A 15,927-nucleotide genomic window follows, 5' to 3' on the forward strand; every position below is an offset into this window, starting at 1 on the left:
GGGTCAGCCCTGACGCAGCTTGCGCGAATGGCTGTGTACCGCCTCCACCAGCGCCGTCACATGTTCGGGCGGGGTGTATTGGCTGATGCCGTGGCCCAGGTTGAAGATGTGTGTGGGGCCTGTGGTTGAGCGGTCGGTGTGCGGCGTGCCAAAGCTGTCCAGCACCCGGTGCACTTCGGTCGCGATCTGCGCGGGCGGGGCAAACAAGATGTTCGGGTCGATGTTGCCTTGCAGCGCTTTGCCGGGGCCGCCGACTTGGCCGCCCACCAAGGCCCGGGCACGGCCCAGGTTCATGGTCCAGTCCAGGCCCAGCACGTCGCAGTTCAGGCCCGCCATCTCGGGCAGCCACAAGCCGCCGCCTTTGGTGAACACGATCCTGGGGATGCGCTGGCCGTTGTGCTCGGTCTTCAGTTGCGAGAGGACGCGTGCGGTGTAGGCCATGCTGAACTGCTGGAAAGCCCCATCGGCCAGCACGCCGCCCCAGCTGTCGAAAATCATGGCCGCTTGGGCACCCGCTTCGATTTGGGTGTTCAGGTACAGGGCAACAGCGTCCGCGTTGATCTCCAAAATGCGGTGCATCAGGTCGGGGCGGCTGTACATCAGGGTTTTGACATGGCGGTAGTCGTCCGAGCCCGCGCCCTCGACCATGTAGCACGCCAGCGTCCAGGGGCTGCCAGAAAAACCGATGAGGGGCACTCGGCCGTTCAGCGCCTTGCGAATCGACGTCACCGCATCGAACACGTAGCGCAGCTTGTTCATGTCGGGCACAGCGAGTTCTGCCACGGCCGCTTCGTCGCGCACATTCTTGGCAAAGCGTGGGCCTTCGCCTTGTGCAAACGACAGGCCCAGGCCCATGGCGTCGGGCACGGTGAGGATGTCACTGAACAAGATGGAGGCGTCGAGCGGGTAACGGTCCAGGGGCTGCAGCGTCACCTCGGTGGCGTAATCCACGTTGGTGGCCAGGCCCATGAAGCTGCCGGCCTTGGCGCGGGTGGCGCAGTACTCGGGCAAATACCGCCCAGCTTGGCGCATGAGCCAGACGGGGGTGTGGTCGGTGGCCTGGCGCAGGCAAGCACGCAGGAAGGTGTCGTTTTGCAAGGGGGCGAATGCCGAAGAAGACGCTGTGGCGTTGGAGCTTGTGTTCATCTGAACATTTTCGCAGGCAGCATGGGTCTGGTCCAGTGCAAGACGTCTCGGATGTTCAAACCCAAGCGATAGCGTTGCATCGTGCACAAAAACGCAACGCCAACCAAGAACGAGATGAGGGAGAAGGCCGGGTGGGCCTTGGCCCGCCAGACCTGGTCAAGCCGATGCACAGTACAGGATGGCGGGAAAGGTGCTCAGCCAAGCCCAGAAAAAGCGGTTGAGTCCAAAGAACCAGAACACGAGAAAGTGAAACACCGCAGCGACGGCGCAGAACATAACCGCCAGACGAACATCGAGCAAAGCGAGTGGGAACAGGCCTTCCCAAACGATGAAGCCCCAGCTGCACAGCATGGCCAGTTGGGGTTGGCGGTAAATGCTGTCGGCGGGCAAAGGGCCGTAAACAGCGTTGTCCAGAAAGACCGTCAGGGCGCGTCCTGAGCGCCATTCAGGGCGCATCAACTTGACCCAGCCCGACACAAAGTAAGAGCTCAGGCTTTGCACCGCCACATACCAAAGAGCCACACGCCACGCGTTGGCAGCGTCTGTGAAAAGGCCCAGCACATGGGCCAGCAGCAAGCCGGTCAGGCCCACCAGCGTCATGAAATCACTGCCGCCGTTGAAGGCCCCGCGCCAGCGCAGCAGGATCAGCAAGGCCATCAGGAACAAAAGCACAGCGCTGCCTGGACCGGCATGGCCCAGCATCAAGGCCAGGGCCAGGGCACCACGCAGCCAAAGCATGCCGCCATAGGGCAAAGGCCTGTAAAACATGTCCAGCGCATGGCGTACCCAGGCCTTGGGCACTTCGGCGCGTTGAATGTGCCAGTCGCTCACTCGGTCCAGTGGGCGCAAGCGAAGGAATTCCGCGCTTTGCAGCAACAAACTCCAGCCGAGCAAGACCTCAAAAGCCCGAATGGCCAGCGGCAAATCCAGGTTCATGGGCGAAGGGGGATCACGGGGGACAACAACAACTGCGCCTCACCGGCTTGGCCCAGATGCAGCAAACGGATTTCGAACTGAAACGCTTGGGGCGTCAAACCACCAGCGCGATGCAGCATGGGGGTGTCGGCCCAGCTGCCGCGTTGAACGGCATCGCGGGCCAGACGTGTCACCAATTGGTAGCTCACACAATCGCGGATGTCGGCGTTTTCGGCCAGATCGTGGACATCGGTGGCCAAGTGCTCCACCAGGTTTTGATGCGACAGGGCCAGGTTCACGGCGGGGTTGTGCAGCAGGTGCCAGGTCCTGCGCGGCAAGCGGGGGTAGACGGCTTGCCAGTTTGACCACTGGCCGGGCTGGCTCTGTGCACGCACCCACAGCCGAGGGGCGGGCCCCAGGCCATGAAAAAACTGCCAATTTGGAAAGAAGGCCCGCAGCAGAAACAGCCAGGGGCCTTGCACCGTGCGCTGGCGCTTGCGCAAGGCTACGGCCAGCCAAGCGAAATAAGCCAGAATCAAGAGGGCGGTCAATTCCATGGTCCTCATTATCGTGTCCATGCGGTCAAAAGCGCTGCGCGTGAAAAAGGCCATCCCCTAAAATAAGCCATGATCAATCGAAAAGGCATCATCCTCGCAGGCGGCTCCGGCACCCGCTTGTACCCAGTCACCCAAGCGGTGAGCAAGCAGCTCATGCCGGTTTACGACAAGCCTATGGTGTACTACCCGCTGACCACGCTCATGCTGGCGGGCATCCGCGATGTGCTGCTGATCAGCACGCCACAAGACACGCCGCGTTTCACCGAGCTGCTGGGCGACGGCAGCCAGTGGGGCATGAACATCCAGTACGCGGTGCAGCCCAGCCCCGATGGCCTGGCGCAGGCCTTCATCATCGGCCGGGACTTTGTGGGTTCAGACCCCAGCGCCTTGGTGTTGGGCGACAACATTTATTACGGCCACGACCTGGTCAAGCTGCTGGCCAGTGCCCATGCCCGCACCAGCGGCGCAAGCGTCTTTGCTTACCATGTGCACGACCCAGAGCGTTATGGTGTGGTCGACTTTGATGCGTCTTTTCGGGCCTTGTCGATCGAAGAAAAACCCAAAGTGCCCAAGAGCAATTTCGCGGTCACTGGCCTGTATTTTTACGACCAACAGGTGTGTGACATCGCCGCCGACATCCGACCCTCGCCACGGGGTGAACTCGAAATCACCGACGTGAACAAGCGCTACTTGGAGCTGGGCCAGCTGAACGTGGAAATCATGGGACGTGGTTATGCCTGGCTGGACACGGGCACACACGACAGCTTGCTCGAAGCGGCGGGCTTTATTGCCACCTTGCAAAAGCGCCAGGGCCTGATGGTGGCTTGTCCGGAGGAGATTGCGTTCCATCAAAAATGGATCGATGCCGCTGCGGTTCAAAAGCTGGCCGCGCCTTTGGCCAAAAACGGTTACGGCCAATACCTCTTGAACCTGCTCAAATAATGCCCTACACCGTCACGCCCACCGCCATCCCTGAAGTGCTGATTCTGGAGCCTCAGGTGTTTGGTGATGCCCGGGGCTTTTTCTTCGAGTCCTTCAACCAGCGCGACTTTGCCGAAAAAACCGGCGTGGACCTGAGCTTTGTGCAGGACAACCACAGCAAGTCCGCCCAAGGGGTGCTGCGCGGTTTGCACTATCAGATCCAGCACCCGCAGGGCAAGCTGGTGCGGGTGGTGCAAGGCCAGGTGTTTGATGTGGTGGTGGACCTGCGCCAAAGTTCGCCCACCTTGGGCCAGTGGGTGGGGGTGTACCTGGACGCCCAAAAACACCAGCAGTTGTGGGTCCCGCCGGGTTTTGCGCACGGTTTTGTGGTGCTGAGTGAAACGGCCGAATTTTTGTACAAAACCACTGATTACTGGTACCCCGCCCACGAACGCAGCTTGCGCTGGGACGATCCCACGGTGGGCATCACTTGGCCGATGCAGGGCCAGCCCCTGTTGGCGGCGAAAGACGCGGCGGCGGCGCTGTGGGCCGAGGCAGAAAAGTTCGCTTGAAGCGAGACGGGCTGGCCACTCAGCCCAGCCCTTTTAGTAGCCCTTGGGATTTTGTGATTGCCAGCGCCAGGCGTCCTGGCACATGCGCTCAACGCCCAGATGGGCCTGCCAACCCAGGGCTTCACGCGCCCGTGTGGTGTCGGCGTAGCAGGCCGCCACATCGCCCGGGCGGCGGTCCACAAAGCGGTAGGGCACCGGCACACCGGTCACGCGGGCAAAGGTGTCGGCCAACTCTTGCACACTCACGCCCTGACCCGTCCCCAAGTTCACGGTGATGCTGGTTTGTTGGGTTTGCAGGTAATGGAGCGCCGCCAAATGCCCCTGGGCCAGGTCGACCACATGGATGTAATCGCGCACGCCCGTGCCGTCGGGTGTGGGGTAGTCGCGGCCAAAGATGCTCAGGAACTCGCGTTGACCCACCGCCACTTGGGTGATGAAGGGCATCAGGTTGTTGGGGATGCCATTCGGGTGCTCACCGATGAGGCCGCTGATGTGCGCCCCCACCGGATTGAAGTAGCGCAAGATGGCCACTTGCCAGCGCGGGTCAGACACTTGCAGGTCGCGCAGGATGTCCTCGCACATGAGTTTGGTGCGGCCATAGGGATTGGTCACCTGCAGGCGGCTGTCCTCGGTGATGGGCACCTGCTGCGGGTCGCCGTACACCGTGGCGGACGAGCTGAACACGATGCGGCGCACACCGGCCCGGTCCATGGCCTGCAGCAGGGCCAGGGTGCTGCCCACGTTGTTGTCAAAGTAACGCAGAGGCTGGGACACCGATTCGCCCACAGCCTTGAGGCCCGCAAAGTGGATCACGCCATCAATGGGCTGCTCGGCAAAGAGGCGGTCGAGCGCCGCGCCATCACGCACATCGGCTTGTACAAAACGGAAGTTGGGTTTGGCCAGTTTGTGGATGCGCTCGAGCACCGCGATGCTGCTGTTGCACAGGTTGTCCACGATGATCACCTGGTGCCCTGCGTTCAACAGTTCGACCACCGTGTGCGAGCCGATGTAACCCGCACCGCCTGTGACAAGGATGGTGCTCATGGGATCAGACCACCACGTTGATTTTGGCCGCTGCAGCGCGCGCGCGTTGCAAGGCGTTGGGGCCTTGGGCCAGTGCCACCGCCATGCGGCGGTAGGGGCGGGTGGTGGGTTTGCCAAAAATGCGCACGTCCACGCCGGGCTCGCCCAGCGCCGCTTCCACGCCTGTGAAGGTTGGGTTTTGTCCGTCTTTGTCCGCCAGCACCACGGCGCTGGCGCCTTCCACGCAGTCGATGTGGGGAATCGGCAGACCCAAAATGGCGCGGGCGTGCAGGTCAAATTCGCTCAGGTTCTGGCTGGTCAGCGTGACCATGCCGGTGTCGTGGGGTCGGGGGCTCAGCTCGCTGAAGATGACTTCGTCTTTCGTCACGAAAAACTCCACCCCAAACAGGCCTGCACCCCCTAAGTCGTTGGTGACTTTGTCGGCCATGTCTTGTGCGGCTTTAACTTGCTCGGGCGTCATGTCCTGGGGCTGCCAGCTGTATTGGTAGTCACCGCGTTCTTGCACATGGCCAATCGGCGGGCAAAACAGGGTGGGGCCCTTGCGCTGGCGCACGGTGAGCAGGGTGATTTCAAACTCGAAGTGGATGAACTCTTCGACGATGACTTTCTGGCGATCGCCGCGCATGCCCGCGCAGGCGTAATCCCAGCTCGTCTGCACATCGGCGGCGGTTTTGGCCACGCTCTGGCCTTTGCCCGATGAGCTCATGACGGGTTTGATGACGACCGGGAAACCGATCTCGGTGGCGCGGGCCAGCAGCTCGGCGGCCGAGTCGGCGTAGGCAAATTTGGCGGTGCGCACGCCCAGGCCCACGGCCACGTCGCGGATGCGGTCGCGGTTCATGGTCAGGTTGGCCGCGCGGGCGCTGGGGATGACTTCAAAACCTTCTTTTTCCACATCGAGCAGCACTTCGGTGCGGATGGCCTCAATCTCAGGGACGATCAGGTCGGGCTGGTGCTGGGCAATGGCGGCACGCAGCGCCACTTCGTCCAGCATGCTGAACACACAAGACTCGTCGGCCACTTGCATGGCAGGCGCTCCGGCGTAGCTGTCGCAGGCAATGACGTGGCAGCCCAAGCGTTTGGCGCTGATGACGAATTCTTTGCCGAGCTCACCGGAGCCCAGGAGGAGGATTTTTTTCATGATGAGTCCTGTGCAATGGAGGGGTCAATCAATACCGGTTGGTATCGCCACCCAAGGATTGCAGAACACCTTGCCAAAACGAAGCACGTTCCGCGTAGGCGTCTGGGTCAATGGCCCCGCTGGCCCCTGCATAGACGGCTGTTTGCACCATGACAATGCCTGTGGCGGGTTGCACAAACACGGTTTGTCCGTGAATCCCTTGCATGCCAAAGCTGCGTTCTTTTTGAGGAAGAAGCCAGAATTGGTAGCCATATCCCACACCGGGCGTTGCACGGTAGGGCCTGAAAGCAGCGGGTTGCCGAGCAGGGTCGGTACCGTCGAGCAAATACGCTTGGGGGATCACCTGCACATCACCGACCTTGCCATCGCGGGCGAGCATATGGCCCAAACGTCCCCAATCGCGCAAAGTGGCATTGAAGCAGAAGTAAGCGCTTTCTTGTCGATCTTTGCCTGTGCACCAGAAGGCATCCTGTTCAGCGCCCAGGGGTCTCCACAGCCATTCGGACGTCAGGTCAGCCATGGTTCGCCCGCTGGCGGCTGTCAGCACACGGCCCAAGACCTCGGTTTCTGCGCTGGCATAGACGAATTTTTCACCCGCGTGGCTGTGCCGGTCGGTGATGCTGCGAAGCACGCTGACGACAGAGGGGTTTCCAGTCGCCACACTGCGCGACAGTTTGGCCACATCATCTTGTCCATCGTAGCGTTCTGTGAAGGTCAGGCCTGAGCTCATGCGCAGCAAATGGCGGATGCTGGTTTGGCCGTAAGGGCTGCCTTCCAAGTCTTTGGCATAGAGCGCTGCGGGGTCGTCTATGGACTTGATCACGCCACGGGATAAGGCGCTGCCGACCAACAAAGAGGTCACGCTTTTGGCCATCGAAAACGACAAAAATCGGTTCTGCTCGGTTCGTCCGTAACGGTACCGTTCGGCGACGATTTCGCCATTTTTCAAAATCAACAAACCCGTGATGCGGCGTCGATCCAGGTACTCGTCCAGCGTGTAGCCGAGGTTGCGGTGGCGGTAGCGAATGTCGATCGAGGCGCTGGCTTTGGGCAGGGGCGTAGGCGCGTCACCTTTTGCCACCTTGTGGGTCAATATGCCCGGTACTTTGTCCAGCGCCGACCAGGACCCCACCCGGTACTGCATTTGGGAGACGCCTTGGCCCGGGCTGATGGGATAACCCGCGTTCTTGCCCAAGGCTTCTTCATCGGGTTCTGCACAAGCGAGGGACATGCCCAGCAGGCACGCCAAGACCATCGCGATGTTTCGACTGACTGGACGTCTTGCGGTGGTGGACATGGGACTCATCCTTGTGCGTTGCAGAAGTCCGTGTAAATGCCTTGCATTTGCGCCTGGGTCAATCGGTTGCCGTGTTGGCTGACCACGGCAGCCGCGGTGCGATTGGCCAATGCAGCCGATTGCGCAGGCGTGTGGCCGTGGGTGATGCCATACAAAAAGGTGCCGGCAAACATGTCGCCTGCACCGTTGGTGTCCACCGCTTGGGCGGGCACTGCGGGCACGTCGGTGCGGCTCTGGCCTTGCAGCACGATGCAGCCTTGGGGGCCGCGCGTGAGGCACACGGTTTTGGCCAAGGGGCTCAGTTGGGCCAGGATGGCGTCCAGGTCTTTGGTGCCGCACCAGGTTTGTGCTTCTTCTTCGTTGGCAAACAGATAGTCCAGACCGTCGCCGAGCATGGCTTCAAGGCCTGCTTTGCAAAAGTTGATCATGCTCACATCACTTAAGGTGAGGGCGGTTTGCACTTGGTGCTCAACGGCCATTTGGCGGCCTTTGACGGCGGCTTCCAGTCCTGTAGGGGATGCGGCCAGGTAGCCTTCCATGTAATAAATTTTGGACTTGGCGATGTCTTGCGGGTGCAAGGCGCTGACGTCGAGTTGCGATGTGGCGCCCAGGAAGGTGCACATGCTGCGCTCGGCATCGGGCGTGACCAGCACCATGCAGCTGCCGGTTTGGCCTTCGGTAGGGCGGGTGTGGGTCAGGTTGGTCGCGACACCGTTGGTTTGCAGGTCTTGGGTGTAGTAAGCGCCCAGTTCGTCGTCCGCCACGCGGCACGAATAAAACGCTTGGCCGCCCAATTGCGCCAGCGCCACCACCGTGTTGCCGGCCGAGCCACCCCCGGTGCGGCGTGCGTGCAGGCTCTGCACATGCTTGAGCAATTCGGCGCGTTGGGGGGTGTCGATCAGCGTCATGTGCCGCTTGCTCACGCCCATGGCGCTCAGCAGTTCGTCAGAAACTTCGTATTCGGTATCGACCAGGGCGTTGCCAATGGCGTAGAGGTGGTAGTGGGACATGGCGTAGGGGCGTCAGAGAAAACACCGAGTTTAGCGGTTCGTCCCGCTCATCATCGGCTGAGCATGCCCCGTCGCGCTTCACATCAGACCCTGCTCCGCCATCGACAAAGCCTGCCCTTGGCCGACGATGATGTGGTCGAGCACACGAACGTCCACCAGCGCCAAAGCCGCCTTGAGGGTTTGGGTCAGGTGCTCGTCGGCGCGGCTGGGCTGCACCGAGCCGCTGGGGTGGTTGTGCGAGAGCACCACGGCGGCGGCTTGGTGGTGCAGGGCACGCAGAACGACTTCGCGCGGGTAAACGCTGGTTTGGCTGAGCGTGCCCCGGAACAGTTCTTCCATGGCCAGCATGCGGTTTTGGTGGTCCAGAAACAGCACGGCAAAGACCTCGTGGTTTTTGTGGGCCAGTTGCAGCTGCAGGTATTGTTTGACCGCGCCCGGCGTGTGAAAGGCTTCGCGCTCTTTCAGGCGCTGACTGAGCGCCCGTCGGGCCATCTCGAACACGGCGAGCAGCTCGGCCTGTTTGGCGGGGCCCAGGCCCTTGACCATTTTGAGCGAGGACACCGTGGCGTTCAGCAGGCCTGCGATGCCATCGTGCCCGAGCAGCTCTTCGGACAGCTGGAACACGTTTTTGCCCGCCATGCCCGTGCGCAGCAAGATGGCCAGCAGTTCCACATCGCTCAGGGCTTGCGGGCCACGGGTCAGCAGTTTTTCGCGCGGACGCGCATCCATCGGCAAGTCTTTGATGCCCATATGTTGCCCCTCCCTGGAGCGGCCTCGGTCCGATTTATCCCTTCGCTCGGGACTGGCTGGCCGGGCTTTTTACAATAGTGCTTTCTTTATGCCCGTTTGGCCCCTTGTGCGCCAACCACGAAAACCCTTATGTCCATTGTCGAACCCGGTTCCTTCTTGACGCTTCACTACCGCCTGGCCGGGCCGCAGGGGGACATCATCAACACCTTCAACGAAAAACCCGCGACCCTGTCACTGGGCTCGGGCACCTTGTCACCCGCCGTCGAGCAGCGCTTGCTGGGCCTGGCCGAAGGCACGCGGGTGGTCATGGAGATTCCCGCAGGCGAGGCTTTTGGTGACCATATCGCGGACATGCAGCAGTGGGTGGCGCGCAAGTTGCTCAACGAATTGGGCGATCCGACCGAAAAATATGCGGCAGGCGATGTGGTGCAGTTCCCCACGCCTGACGGATTGGGCTCATACGCCGGAACCGTGCTGCAAGTGAACGAGGAGGGCGCGGTGTTGTTTGATTTCAACCACCCGCTGGCCGGTCAGCCTGTGACCTTTGAAGTCGAACTGATTGGGGTGCTGTGATGACGTCTGAAGTGCTTTTGGCAGAACCCCGTGGCTTTTGCGCCGGGGTGGATCGTGCGATCGACATCGTGGAACACGCCCTGACCAAGTTTGGCCGCCCGATTTATGTGCGCCACGAAATCGTGCACAACACCTATGTGGTCAACGACCTCAAGGAAAAAGGCGCGATCTTCATCGAAGAGCTGGCCGATGTGCCGCCCGGGGCCACACTGATTTTCAGCGCCCACGGGGTGAGCCGGGCCATTCAGGAGGAGGCCGAGCGACGCGGCTTCCGGATTTTTGACGCCACCTGCCCACTGGTGAGCAAGGTGCATGTGGAGCTGGCCAAGCTGCACAAAGAGGGCTACGAATTCATCATGATTGGCCACAAAGGCCACCCCGAGGTGGAAGGCACCATGGGCCAACTCGACAGCGGCATCCACTTGGTCGAAGACGTCGAAGACGTGGCCAAAGTGCAACCCGCCCAGACCGATTTGCTGGCGGTGGTGACACAAACCACGCTGAGTGTGGACGATGCCGCCGAGATCGTGGCCGCTGTGAAGGCGCGTTTTCCGCAAGTGCGCGAGCCCAAACAACAAGACATTTGTTACGCCACGCAGAATCGCCAGGACGCCGTCAAGCTGATGAGCCCGCTGGTGGACGTGGTGATCGTGGTGGGCAGCCCCACCAGCTCCAACAGCAACCGCTTGCGTGAGCTGGCCGACCGCTTGGGCACGCCCGCCTACATGGTGGACAGCGCGGCCGATTTGCAGGAAGCCTGGTTTGAAGGATCGCAAAAGGTAGGCCTGACCGCGGGTGCCTCGGCCCCGGATGTGCTGGTGCAAGAGGTGATTGCACGTTTGCGGGCGATGGGTGCGGTGTCGGTGCGCACCCTCGACGGCATCCAGGAAACCATCAAGTTCCCGCTGCCCAAGGGTTTGAAGTTGGATGCGGCCGAGAACCCCTAACCTGGTTCACTACAATCCCCCCATGCTTGATATTGTTCTTCTCCGCAAAGATCTGGACGCCGTTGTCGCGCGTTTGCAGACCCGTAAAACCCCCCAACTTTTCCTGAATGTGGACGCTTTCCGCGCTTTGGAAGGCGAGCGCAAAACGCTGCAAACCCGTACCGAAGAGCTGCAAAGCCAGCGTAATAGCCTGTCCAAACAAATTGGCATGCTCAAAGGCAAAGGCCAGCATGCCGAGGCCGATGCGGTCATGGCCCAAGTGGGTGCCATCAAGGACGAGCTGGACGCTTCGGCCCAGCGCCTGGAGGTGATCCAGGCCGAGCTGCAAAACTTGCTCTTGGCTGTGCCCAATTTGCCGCACGAATCGGTTCCTGTGGGCGGGGGCGAAGAGGGCAACATCGAGGTGCGCCGCTGGGGCACGGTGCCCACTTTTGACTTCGAGCTCAAGGACCATGTGGACATCGGCGCTCCACTGGGCCTGGACTTTGAGACCGGCACCAAGCTGACCGGCTCGCGCTTCACTTTCATGCGCGGCCCGGTGGCCCGTTTGCACCGTGCGCTGGCGCAGTTCATGCTCGATGTGCAGACCAGCGAGCACGGCTACACCGAGTGCTACACGCCTTACATCGTGAACGCCGACACGCTGCGTGGCACGGGCCAGCTGCCCAAGTTCGAGGCCGATTTGTTTGCCGCCAACAAGGGTGGTCAAGAGGGCGAGGAAAGCCAGGCGTTGTACCTCATTCCGACATCAGAGGTGACGCTGACCAACGTGGTGCGCGACGAGGTGTTGGCCGAGAGCGATTTGCCGATCAAACTGACCGCACACACCCCGTGCTTCCGCTCGGAGGCGGGCAGTGGTGGCCGCGATGTGCGTGGTCTGATTCGTCAGCACCAGTTTGACAAAGTCGAGATGGTGCAGATCGTGCATCCCGATCAAAGCTACGAAGCGCTGGAAGCCATGACCGGCCACGCTGAGGCCATTTTGCAAAAGCTGGGCTTGCCCTACCGCGTGATGAGTTTGTGCACGGGCGACATGGGCTTTGGCGCCAGCAAGACCTATGACCTGGAGGTCTGGGTGCCCGCACAAAACACTTACCGCGAGATCAGCTCGGTGTCCAATTGCGAGGCCTTCCAGGCTCGCCGTCTGCAAGCGCGTTTCAAAAACGCCCAAGGCAAGAACGAGCTGGTGCACACCTTGAACGGCTCGGGCCTGGCCGTGGGCCGTGCGCTGGTGGCGGTTTTGGAGAATTACCAGAACGCGGATGGCTCGGTCACCGTGCCCGAGGTGCTGCGTCCCTATTTGGGTGGGTTGGAGACCCTTCGGGCCTGATAGAATATTGGCTTCGACAAACGACACCGAATCCGGAGAGGTGGCAGAGTGGTCGAATGTACCTGACTCGAAATCAGGCGTAGGGGCGACCCTACCGAGGGTTCGAATCCCTCCCTCTCCGCCAAACCAACCCCTCATGGCAAACCATGTGGGGTTTTTTTCTGACAGGCGAGCGAGTGCCAGTTCGGTGTCCCACCAGCACATGACTTCAGCATTGTTGAATGCGAAAAGGAAAAATGATGAAAACAAAGACCTTTATCGTTGCTCTTTTGGCCCTGCCTATGCTGCAAGGCTGCACTGTGCTGGCCATTGCCGATGTCGCTGCGTCCACCGTGATTTATGGTGTCAAGACAGCGGTCAATGTGGTGGATGCGGTCACGCCCGACATCATCAACCGGGACAAAGACAAAAAGAATAAATGAGGCCGGTTTCAGGCCTTGCGGTGCTCTGCCAGATCGTTCCACACGTCTTGGCGTGTGATCAAGCCATCACGCACTTCCATGCGGTCGATGAAACGGATGCCTTCAAAAGCTTCGCCGTTGAGCCAGGTGCCATGTAAGGTGCCGTGGCAAAACACCACGGTAGCATCGCCTTGCCAACTCTCTTCGAACTGCGCGTAGTTCTTGCCGATGGTGCTGTAACGCTGTTGGGCCCAAGCAATCAATTCGGGCAAAGTCCGCATTTGCACGCCACCCGGAAAGCACATGACAAATTCCGGGTGCAAAAAGCTTTGGGCCAAGGGCATGTCCCGCTCTTGCATGGCCTGCAAAAAAGACTTCACCACCTCTGAGGCCACTGGGTGCGCCGCGCGGCCACCACTGAACACCTTGCCGTCTCGCCGGTAGGTGCTGACCTCGTTGATGAATACCGTGGTGCCTGCCTCGGGTGTGGCGATCACCGATCGCACCGCGTTGGCTACGTGGTTGACCATGCGGTGCTGGGTGTCCGGGTCATAGCCCGGCAGCAAAGTGATCGAAACAACAGGCATGGTGCCGGATTAAATGCCCAGCCAGCCGTTGGTGCGGGCGAAGTGCAGGGCTTGTGTGCGGCTGTTGACGCCCAAGCGGCGGAACAGGCGCCAGAAGTGCACCTTGACCGTGTGCTCGCTGATGTCGAGCTTTTCGGCGATGTCGCGGTTCGACAAACCCTGGTCCAACATCAGGATCAGTTGTTTTTGGCGTTTCGACAGTTTGGTGGGACCAGCGGGGGGCGCAGCGTCTTCGATCGCGGCTTGCTCCTCGGTCACCAAGAGGCTGCGCAACGCCGCAATGATTTGGGTGGGGCTGTTGGATTTTTCGATGAAAGCATCGGCACCGGCTTCGAGGCAACGCGTTTCGAATTCGCTGGCGCTGGAGCTGGTTACCACAGCCAAAGGAACATCCGGAAACTTGGCTTTGAGCACCTGCACACCCGACATGCCCAACGTGTCAGGCAACTGCAGGTCGAGGCAAAACAACTCGGCCGGCCCGTTTTTTTCAACGGTGGCTTCCACCACATTCAACTTGTGGATGGGAATGATTTTCAGGCCTGGTTTCACCCGATGCAGCAACATGGTCAATGCATCGCGCATCAAGGGGTGGTCATCAATGACATAAACGGTCATATTTTAATCTCCGCACTAAACTGAAACATAAGGATATCAGTTTCTTGGGATTTTTGCCAGCTCTTTTGTTGAAAATAACAAAATCATTTGCTATTGGCTTCGGTGTGGGCTTTCAAAAGAGACAAAACTTCTTTCAAGGCTTTTTCAGTTTCTAAATTCAGCGCCAAAACTGGTTTGAGGGTGTCCATGGCGTCCGTGCCTTCGGTTTGTAACCGGGCAATGGTTTGCCCAGCCTCTTTGGGTGAGGCAAAACCGAGACTTTGAAGCAAAACCTGGCCTTTGGCATCCACCAATTTGAAATAAAACTGGCCGTCTTTTTCGCGATATTGTTTGAAGCTGGGCAGCGCGGTTTTGGCTTCTTTGGCTGCGGGGGCCGCGTTGCCCGATGACAAGGCGCGCAGGCCCACGGCGTGGCGCAACTCGCGTATGAAGGGGGTGGCCAATTGGCGTGCTTTGTCGGCACCTGCCAGCAAAATCCGGTCCATTTCGGCAGGGTTGTCGATGAGGGCTTGGTAGTGTTCGCGCATGGGGGCGATTTCGCGGTCGATGCGCTCGAAAAGCATTTGTTTGGCGTCACCCCAGCCGATGCCCTCAGCGTAGGCGTGGGCCATGGCCGCCGTCTCTTCAGCACTGGCAAATGCTTGGTAAATCTGGAACAGGGCTGAGCCTTCGGTGGCCTTGGGCTCTCCCGGTGCTTTGGAGTCGGTCACGATGGCCGCGATTTGTTTGCGCATTTGCGCGGCGGGGGCAAACAGCGGGATGGTGTTGTCGTAGCTCTTGCTCATCTTGCGGCCATCCAAACCGGGCAAGAGGGCCACCGATTCCTCGATCACGGCTTCGGGCAAGACAAAGTGCTCACCATACAAATGGTTGAAGCTCGACGCCATGTCGCGGGCCATCTCGATGTGCTGGATCTGGTCGCGGCCCACTGGCACTTTGTGCGCCTTGAACATCAAGATGTCCGCGCCCATGAGCACCGGGTACATGAACAGGCCTGCCGTGACATCGGCATCGGTGTCATGGCCTGCGGCGTTGTTTTTATCCACTGCCGCTTTGTAGGCGTGGGCGCGGTTGAGCACGCCCTTGCCGGTCACGCAGGTCAGCAGCCAAGTGAGTTCGGGGATCTCAGGAATGTCCGACTGGCGGTAGAAAGTGACTTTTTCGGGGTCCAGACCCGAGGCGATCCAGCTGGCCGCGATCTCGAGGGTGGAGCGCTGGATGCGGGCGGGCTCGTCGCACTTGATGAGCGCGTGGTAGTCGGCCAAAAAGTAAAAACCATCGGTGCTGGTGTCGCGGCTGGCTTGCACCGTGGGGCGGATGGCGCCCACATAGTTACCCAGGTGAGGGGTGCCGGTGGTGGTGATGCCGGTGAGAACGCGGGTGCGGGTCTTGGAGTTCATGAGGAAAAGCAAACAAACAGGAAAAAACAGCGTCAATAAATTCAGCGCAACAAAGAGGCCAGCGGGCTGAGGCTGAGCTTCAAAAAGTCAAAAGTCAGGCCCATCAAGGGTTGCATCCACCAGGCACTGATCAGGCCCGTCAGCACCAGGGCCATGACAATGAAAAAGCCCCAGGGCTCCACACGCGACACCAGCACCGCTTGCCGCCAGGGCAGCAGACCCACCAGAATGCGTCCGCCGTCGAGCGGCGGCAGCGGGAAGAGGTTGAAGGCGAACATGACCACATTGGTCAGCATGCCGGCCTTGCACATTTCGATGAAGAAGCGCTCGGTGACGCCGCTGCCAGCCAGCACGTAAAACAGCACGCCCCACAACAAGGCTTGAACCAAATTGGAACCCGGTCCCGCCAGGGCGACCCACACCATGTCGCGTTTGGGGTGGCGCAGCCGGTCAAAGCGCACGGGCACGGGTTTGGCATAACCAAACAAAAACGCCCCACTGGTGCTGAAGTAGAGCAGCAGCGGCAGCACGATGGTGCCCAGCAAGTCGATGTGCGGCAAAGGGTTGAGTGTGACGCGGCCCAGCATGGACGCGGTGTTGTCGCCCAGGCGCAAGGCGGCGTAGCCGTGCGCCGCCTCGTGCAGCGTGATCGCAAAAATCACCGGCAGGGCGTAAATCAAAACGGTTTGTATGAGCTCAGACATATTCACCCCGATTGTCT

At 60.3% G+C, this 15,927-nt stretch carries 18 protein-coding genes and 1 tRNA gene; 7 read left to right on the top strand and 12 right to left on the bottom strand.

Annotated features, from left to right (window positions below; all coding sequences use genetic code 11):
• Nucleotides 1–3: 3 nt before the first annotated feature.
• From hemE to L63ED372_RS03420, 3 genes are all read right to left on the bottom strand, one after another.
• A complete protein-coding gene (hemE, locus tag L63ED372_RS03410) occupies nt 4–1,146 on the bottom strand; it encodes a uroporphyrinogen decarboxylase (RefSeq protein ID WP_062403328.1) in 1,143 nt (380 codons plus the stop codon).
• A gap of 156 nt (nt 1,147–1,302) precedes the next feature.
• Nucleotides 1,303–2,082, bottom strand: coding sequence for a hypothetical protein (locus L63ED372_RS03415; protein ID WP_231624552.1), 780 nt, complete (start codon nt 2,080–2,082; stop codon nt 1,303–1,305).
• A complete protein-coding gene (locus L63ED372_RS03420) occupies nt 2,079–2,618 on the bottom strand; it encodes a hypothetical protein (protein WP_156343543.1) in 540 nt (179 codons plus the stop codon). Before L63ED372_RS03420 ends, L63ED372_RS03415 begins: the two co-directional genes overlap by 4 nt.
• A gap of 72 nt (nt 2,619–2,690) precedes the next feature.
• Between L63ED372_RS03420 and rfbA the strand changes: the two genes are divergently transcribed.
• On the top strand, nt 2,691–3,560 hold the full coding sequence (gene rfbA, locus L63ED372_RS03425; protein WP_062407586.1) for a glucose-1-phosphate thymidylyltransferase RfbA: 870 nt from the start codon (nt 2,691–2,693) through the stop codon (nt 3,558–3,560).
• Entirely contained in the window at nt 3,560–4,111 is a 552-nt protein-coding gene (rfbC, locus tag L63ED372_RS03430; protein ID WP_062403335.1) for a dTDP-4-dehydrorhamnose 3,5-epimerase, read from the top strand. The genes rfbA and rfbC overlap by 1 nt, the downstream gene beginning before the upstream one ends.
• 33 nt (nt 4,112–4,144) lie before the next feature.
• Here the strand turns inward: rfbC and galE are convergent, their stop codons facing one another.
• The 5 genes from galE to radC form a co-directional block, all read right to left on the bottom strand.
• A complete protein-coding gene (galE, locus tag L63ED372_RS03435; RefSeq protein WP_062403338.1) occupies nt 4,145–5,155 on the bottom strand; it encodes a UDP-glucose 4-epimerase GalE in 1,011 nt (336 codons plus the stop codon).
• A 4-nt stretch (nt 5,156–5,159) separates the two neighbouring features.
• Nucleotides 5,160–6,296: a formate-dependent phosphoribosylglycinamide formyltransferase gene (purT, locus tag L63ED372_RS03440; RefSeq protein WP_062403340.1), complete on the bottom strand. Its 1,137-nt coding sequence runs from the start codon at nt 6,294–6,296 to the stop codon at nt 5,160–5,162.
• Nucleotides 6,297–6,324: 28 nt separating this feature from the next.
• Nucleotides 6,325–7,593, bottom strand: a complete 1,269-nt coding sequence (locus tag L63ED372_RS03445; RefSeq protein WP_197275317.1) for a serine hydrolase domain-containing protein — start codon at nt 7,591–7,593, stop codon at nt 6,325–6,327.
• Between the two features lie 5 nt (nt 7,594–7,598).
• On the bottom strand, nt 7,599–8,603 hold the full coding sequence (locus tag L63ED372_RS03450) for an adenosine kinase (protein WP_062403346.1): 1,005 nt from the start codon (nt 8,601–8,603) through the stop codon (nt 7,599–7,601).
• A 78-nt stretch (nt 8,604–8,681) separates the two neighbouring features.
• Entirely contained in the window at nt 8,682–9,353 is a 672-nt protein-coding gene (gene radC / locus L63ED372_RS03455; RefSeq protein ID WP_062403349.1) for a RadC family protein, read from the bottom strand.
• 129 nt (nt 9,354–9,482) lie between these two features.
• Between radC and L63ED372_RS03460 the strand changes: the two genes are divergently transcribed.
• The 5 genes from L63ED372_RS03460 to L63ED372_RS16340 all read left to right on the top strand — a co-directional run bounded on the left by L63ED372_RS03460 (nt 9,483) and on the right by L63ED372_RS16340 (nt 12,625).
• Nucleotides 9,483–9,926 carry an FKBP-type peptidyl-prolyl cis-trans isomerase gene (locus tag L63ED372_RS03460; RefSeq protein WP_062403352.1) on the top strand — a complete coding sequence of 148 codons (444 nt, stop codon included), beginning with the start codon at nt 9,483–9,485 and terminating at the stop codon, nt 9,924–9,926.
• The gene (gene ispH / locus L63ED372_RS03465) at nt 9,926–10,873 is read left to right on the top strand and encodes a 4-hydroxy-3-methylbut-2-enyl diphosphate reductase (RefSeq protein WP_062403355.1); all 948 of its coding nucleotides are present in this window, start codon (nt 9,926–9,928) and stop codon (nt 10,871–10,873) included. Before L63ED372_RS03460 ends, ispH begins: the two co-directional genes overlap by 1 nt.
• Nucleotides 10,874–10,895: 22 nt before the next feature.
• Nucleotides 10,896–12,203, top strand: a complete 1,308-nt coding sequence (gene serS / locus L63ED372_RS03470) for a serine--tRNA ligase (protein WP_062403358.1) — start codon at nt 10,896–10,898, stop codon at nt 12,201–12,203.
• Between the two features lie 34 nt (nt 12,204–12,237).
• Nucleotides 12,238–12,327, top strand: a tRNA-Ser gene (locus L63ED372_RS03475).
• A 115-nt stretch (nt 12,328–12,442) separates the two neighbouring features.
• Nucleotides 12,443–12,625 carry a hypothetical protein gene (locus L63ED372_RS16340; RefSeq protein ID WP_156343544.1) on the top strand — a complete coding sequence of 61 codons (183 nt, stop codon included), beginning with the start codon at nt 12,443–12,445 and terminating at the stop codon, nt 12,623–12,625.
• An 8-nt stretch (nt 12,626–12,633) separates the two neighbouring features.
• Here the strand turns inward: L63ED372_RS16340 and L63ED372_RS03480 are convergent, their stop codons facing one another.
• From L63ED372_RS03480 to L63ED372_RS03495, 4 genes are all read right to left on the bottom strand, one after another.
• Nucleotides 12,634–13,191, bottom strand: a complete 558-nt coding sequence (locus tag L63ED372_RS03480; RefSeq protein ID WP_062403361.1) for a nuclear transport factor 2 family protein — start codon at nt 13,189–13,191, stop codon at nt 12,634–12,636.
• Between the two features lie 9 nt (nt 13,192–13,200).
• Entirely contained in the window at nt 13,201–13,806 is a 606-nt protein-coding gene (locus L63ED372_RS03485; RefSeq protein WP_062403363.1) for a LuxR C-terminal-related transcriptional regulator, read from the bottom strand.
• 83 nt (nt 13,807–13,889) lie between these two features.
• Complete coding sequence (locus L63ED372_RS03490) at nt 13,890–15,206, bottom strand: tryptophan--tRNA ligase (protein ID WP_062403365.1); 1,317 nt, start codon at nt 15,204–15,206, stop codon at nt 13,890–13,892.
• Nucleotides 15,207–15,247: 41 nt separating this feature from the next.
• Nucleotides 15,248–15,910: a site-2 protease family protein gene (locus L63ED372_RS03495; protein ID WP_062403368.1), complete on the bottom strand. Its 663-nt coding sequence runs from the start codon at nt 15,908–15,910 to the stop codon at nt 15,248–15,250.
• Nucleotides 15,911–15,927 lie beyond the last annotated feature (17 nt).

Origin of the sequence: Limnohabitans sp. 63ED37-2 (assembly GCF_001412535.1) — a bacterium.
Taxonomy (GTDB): domain Bacteria; phylum Pseudomonadota; class Gammaproteobacteria; order Burkholderiales; family Burkholderiaceae_C; genus Limnohabitans_A.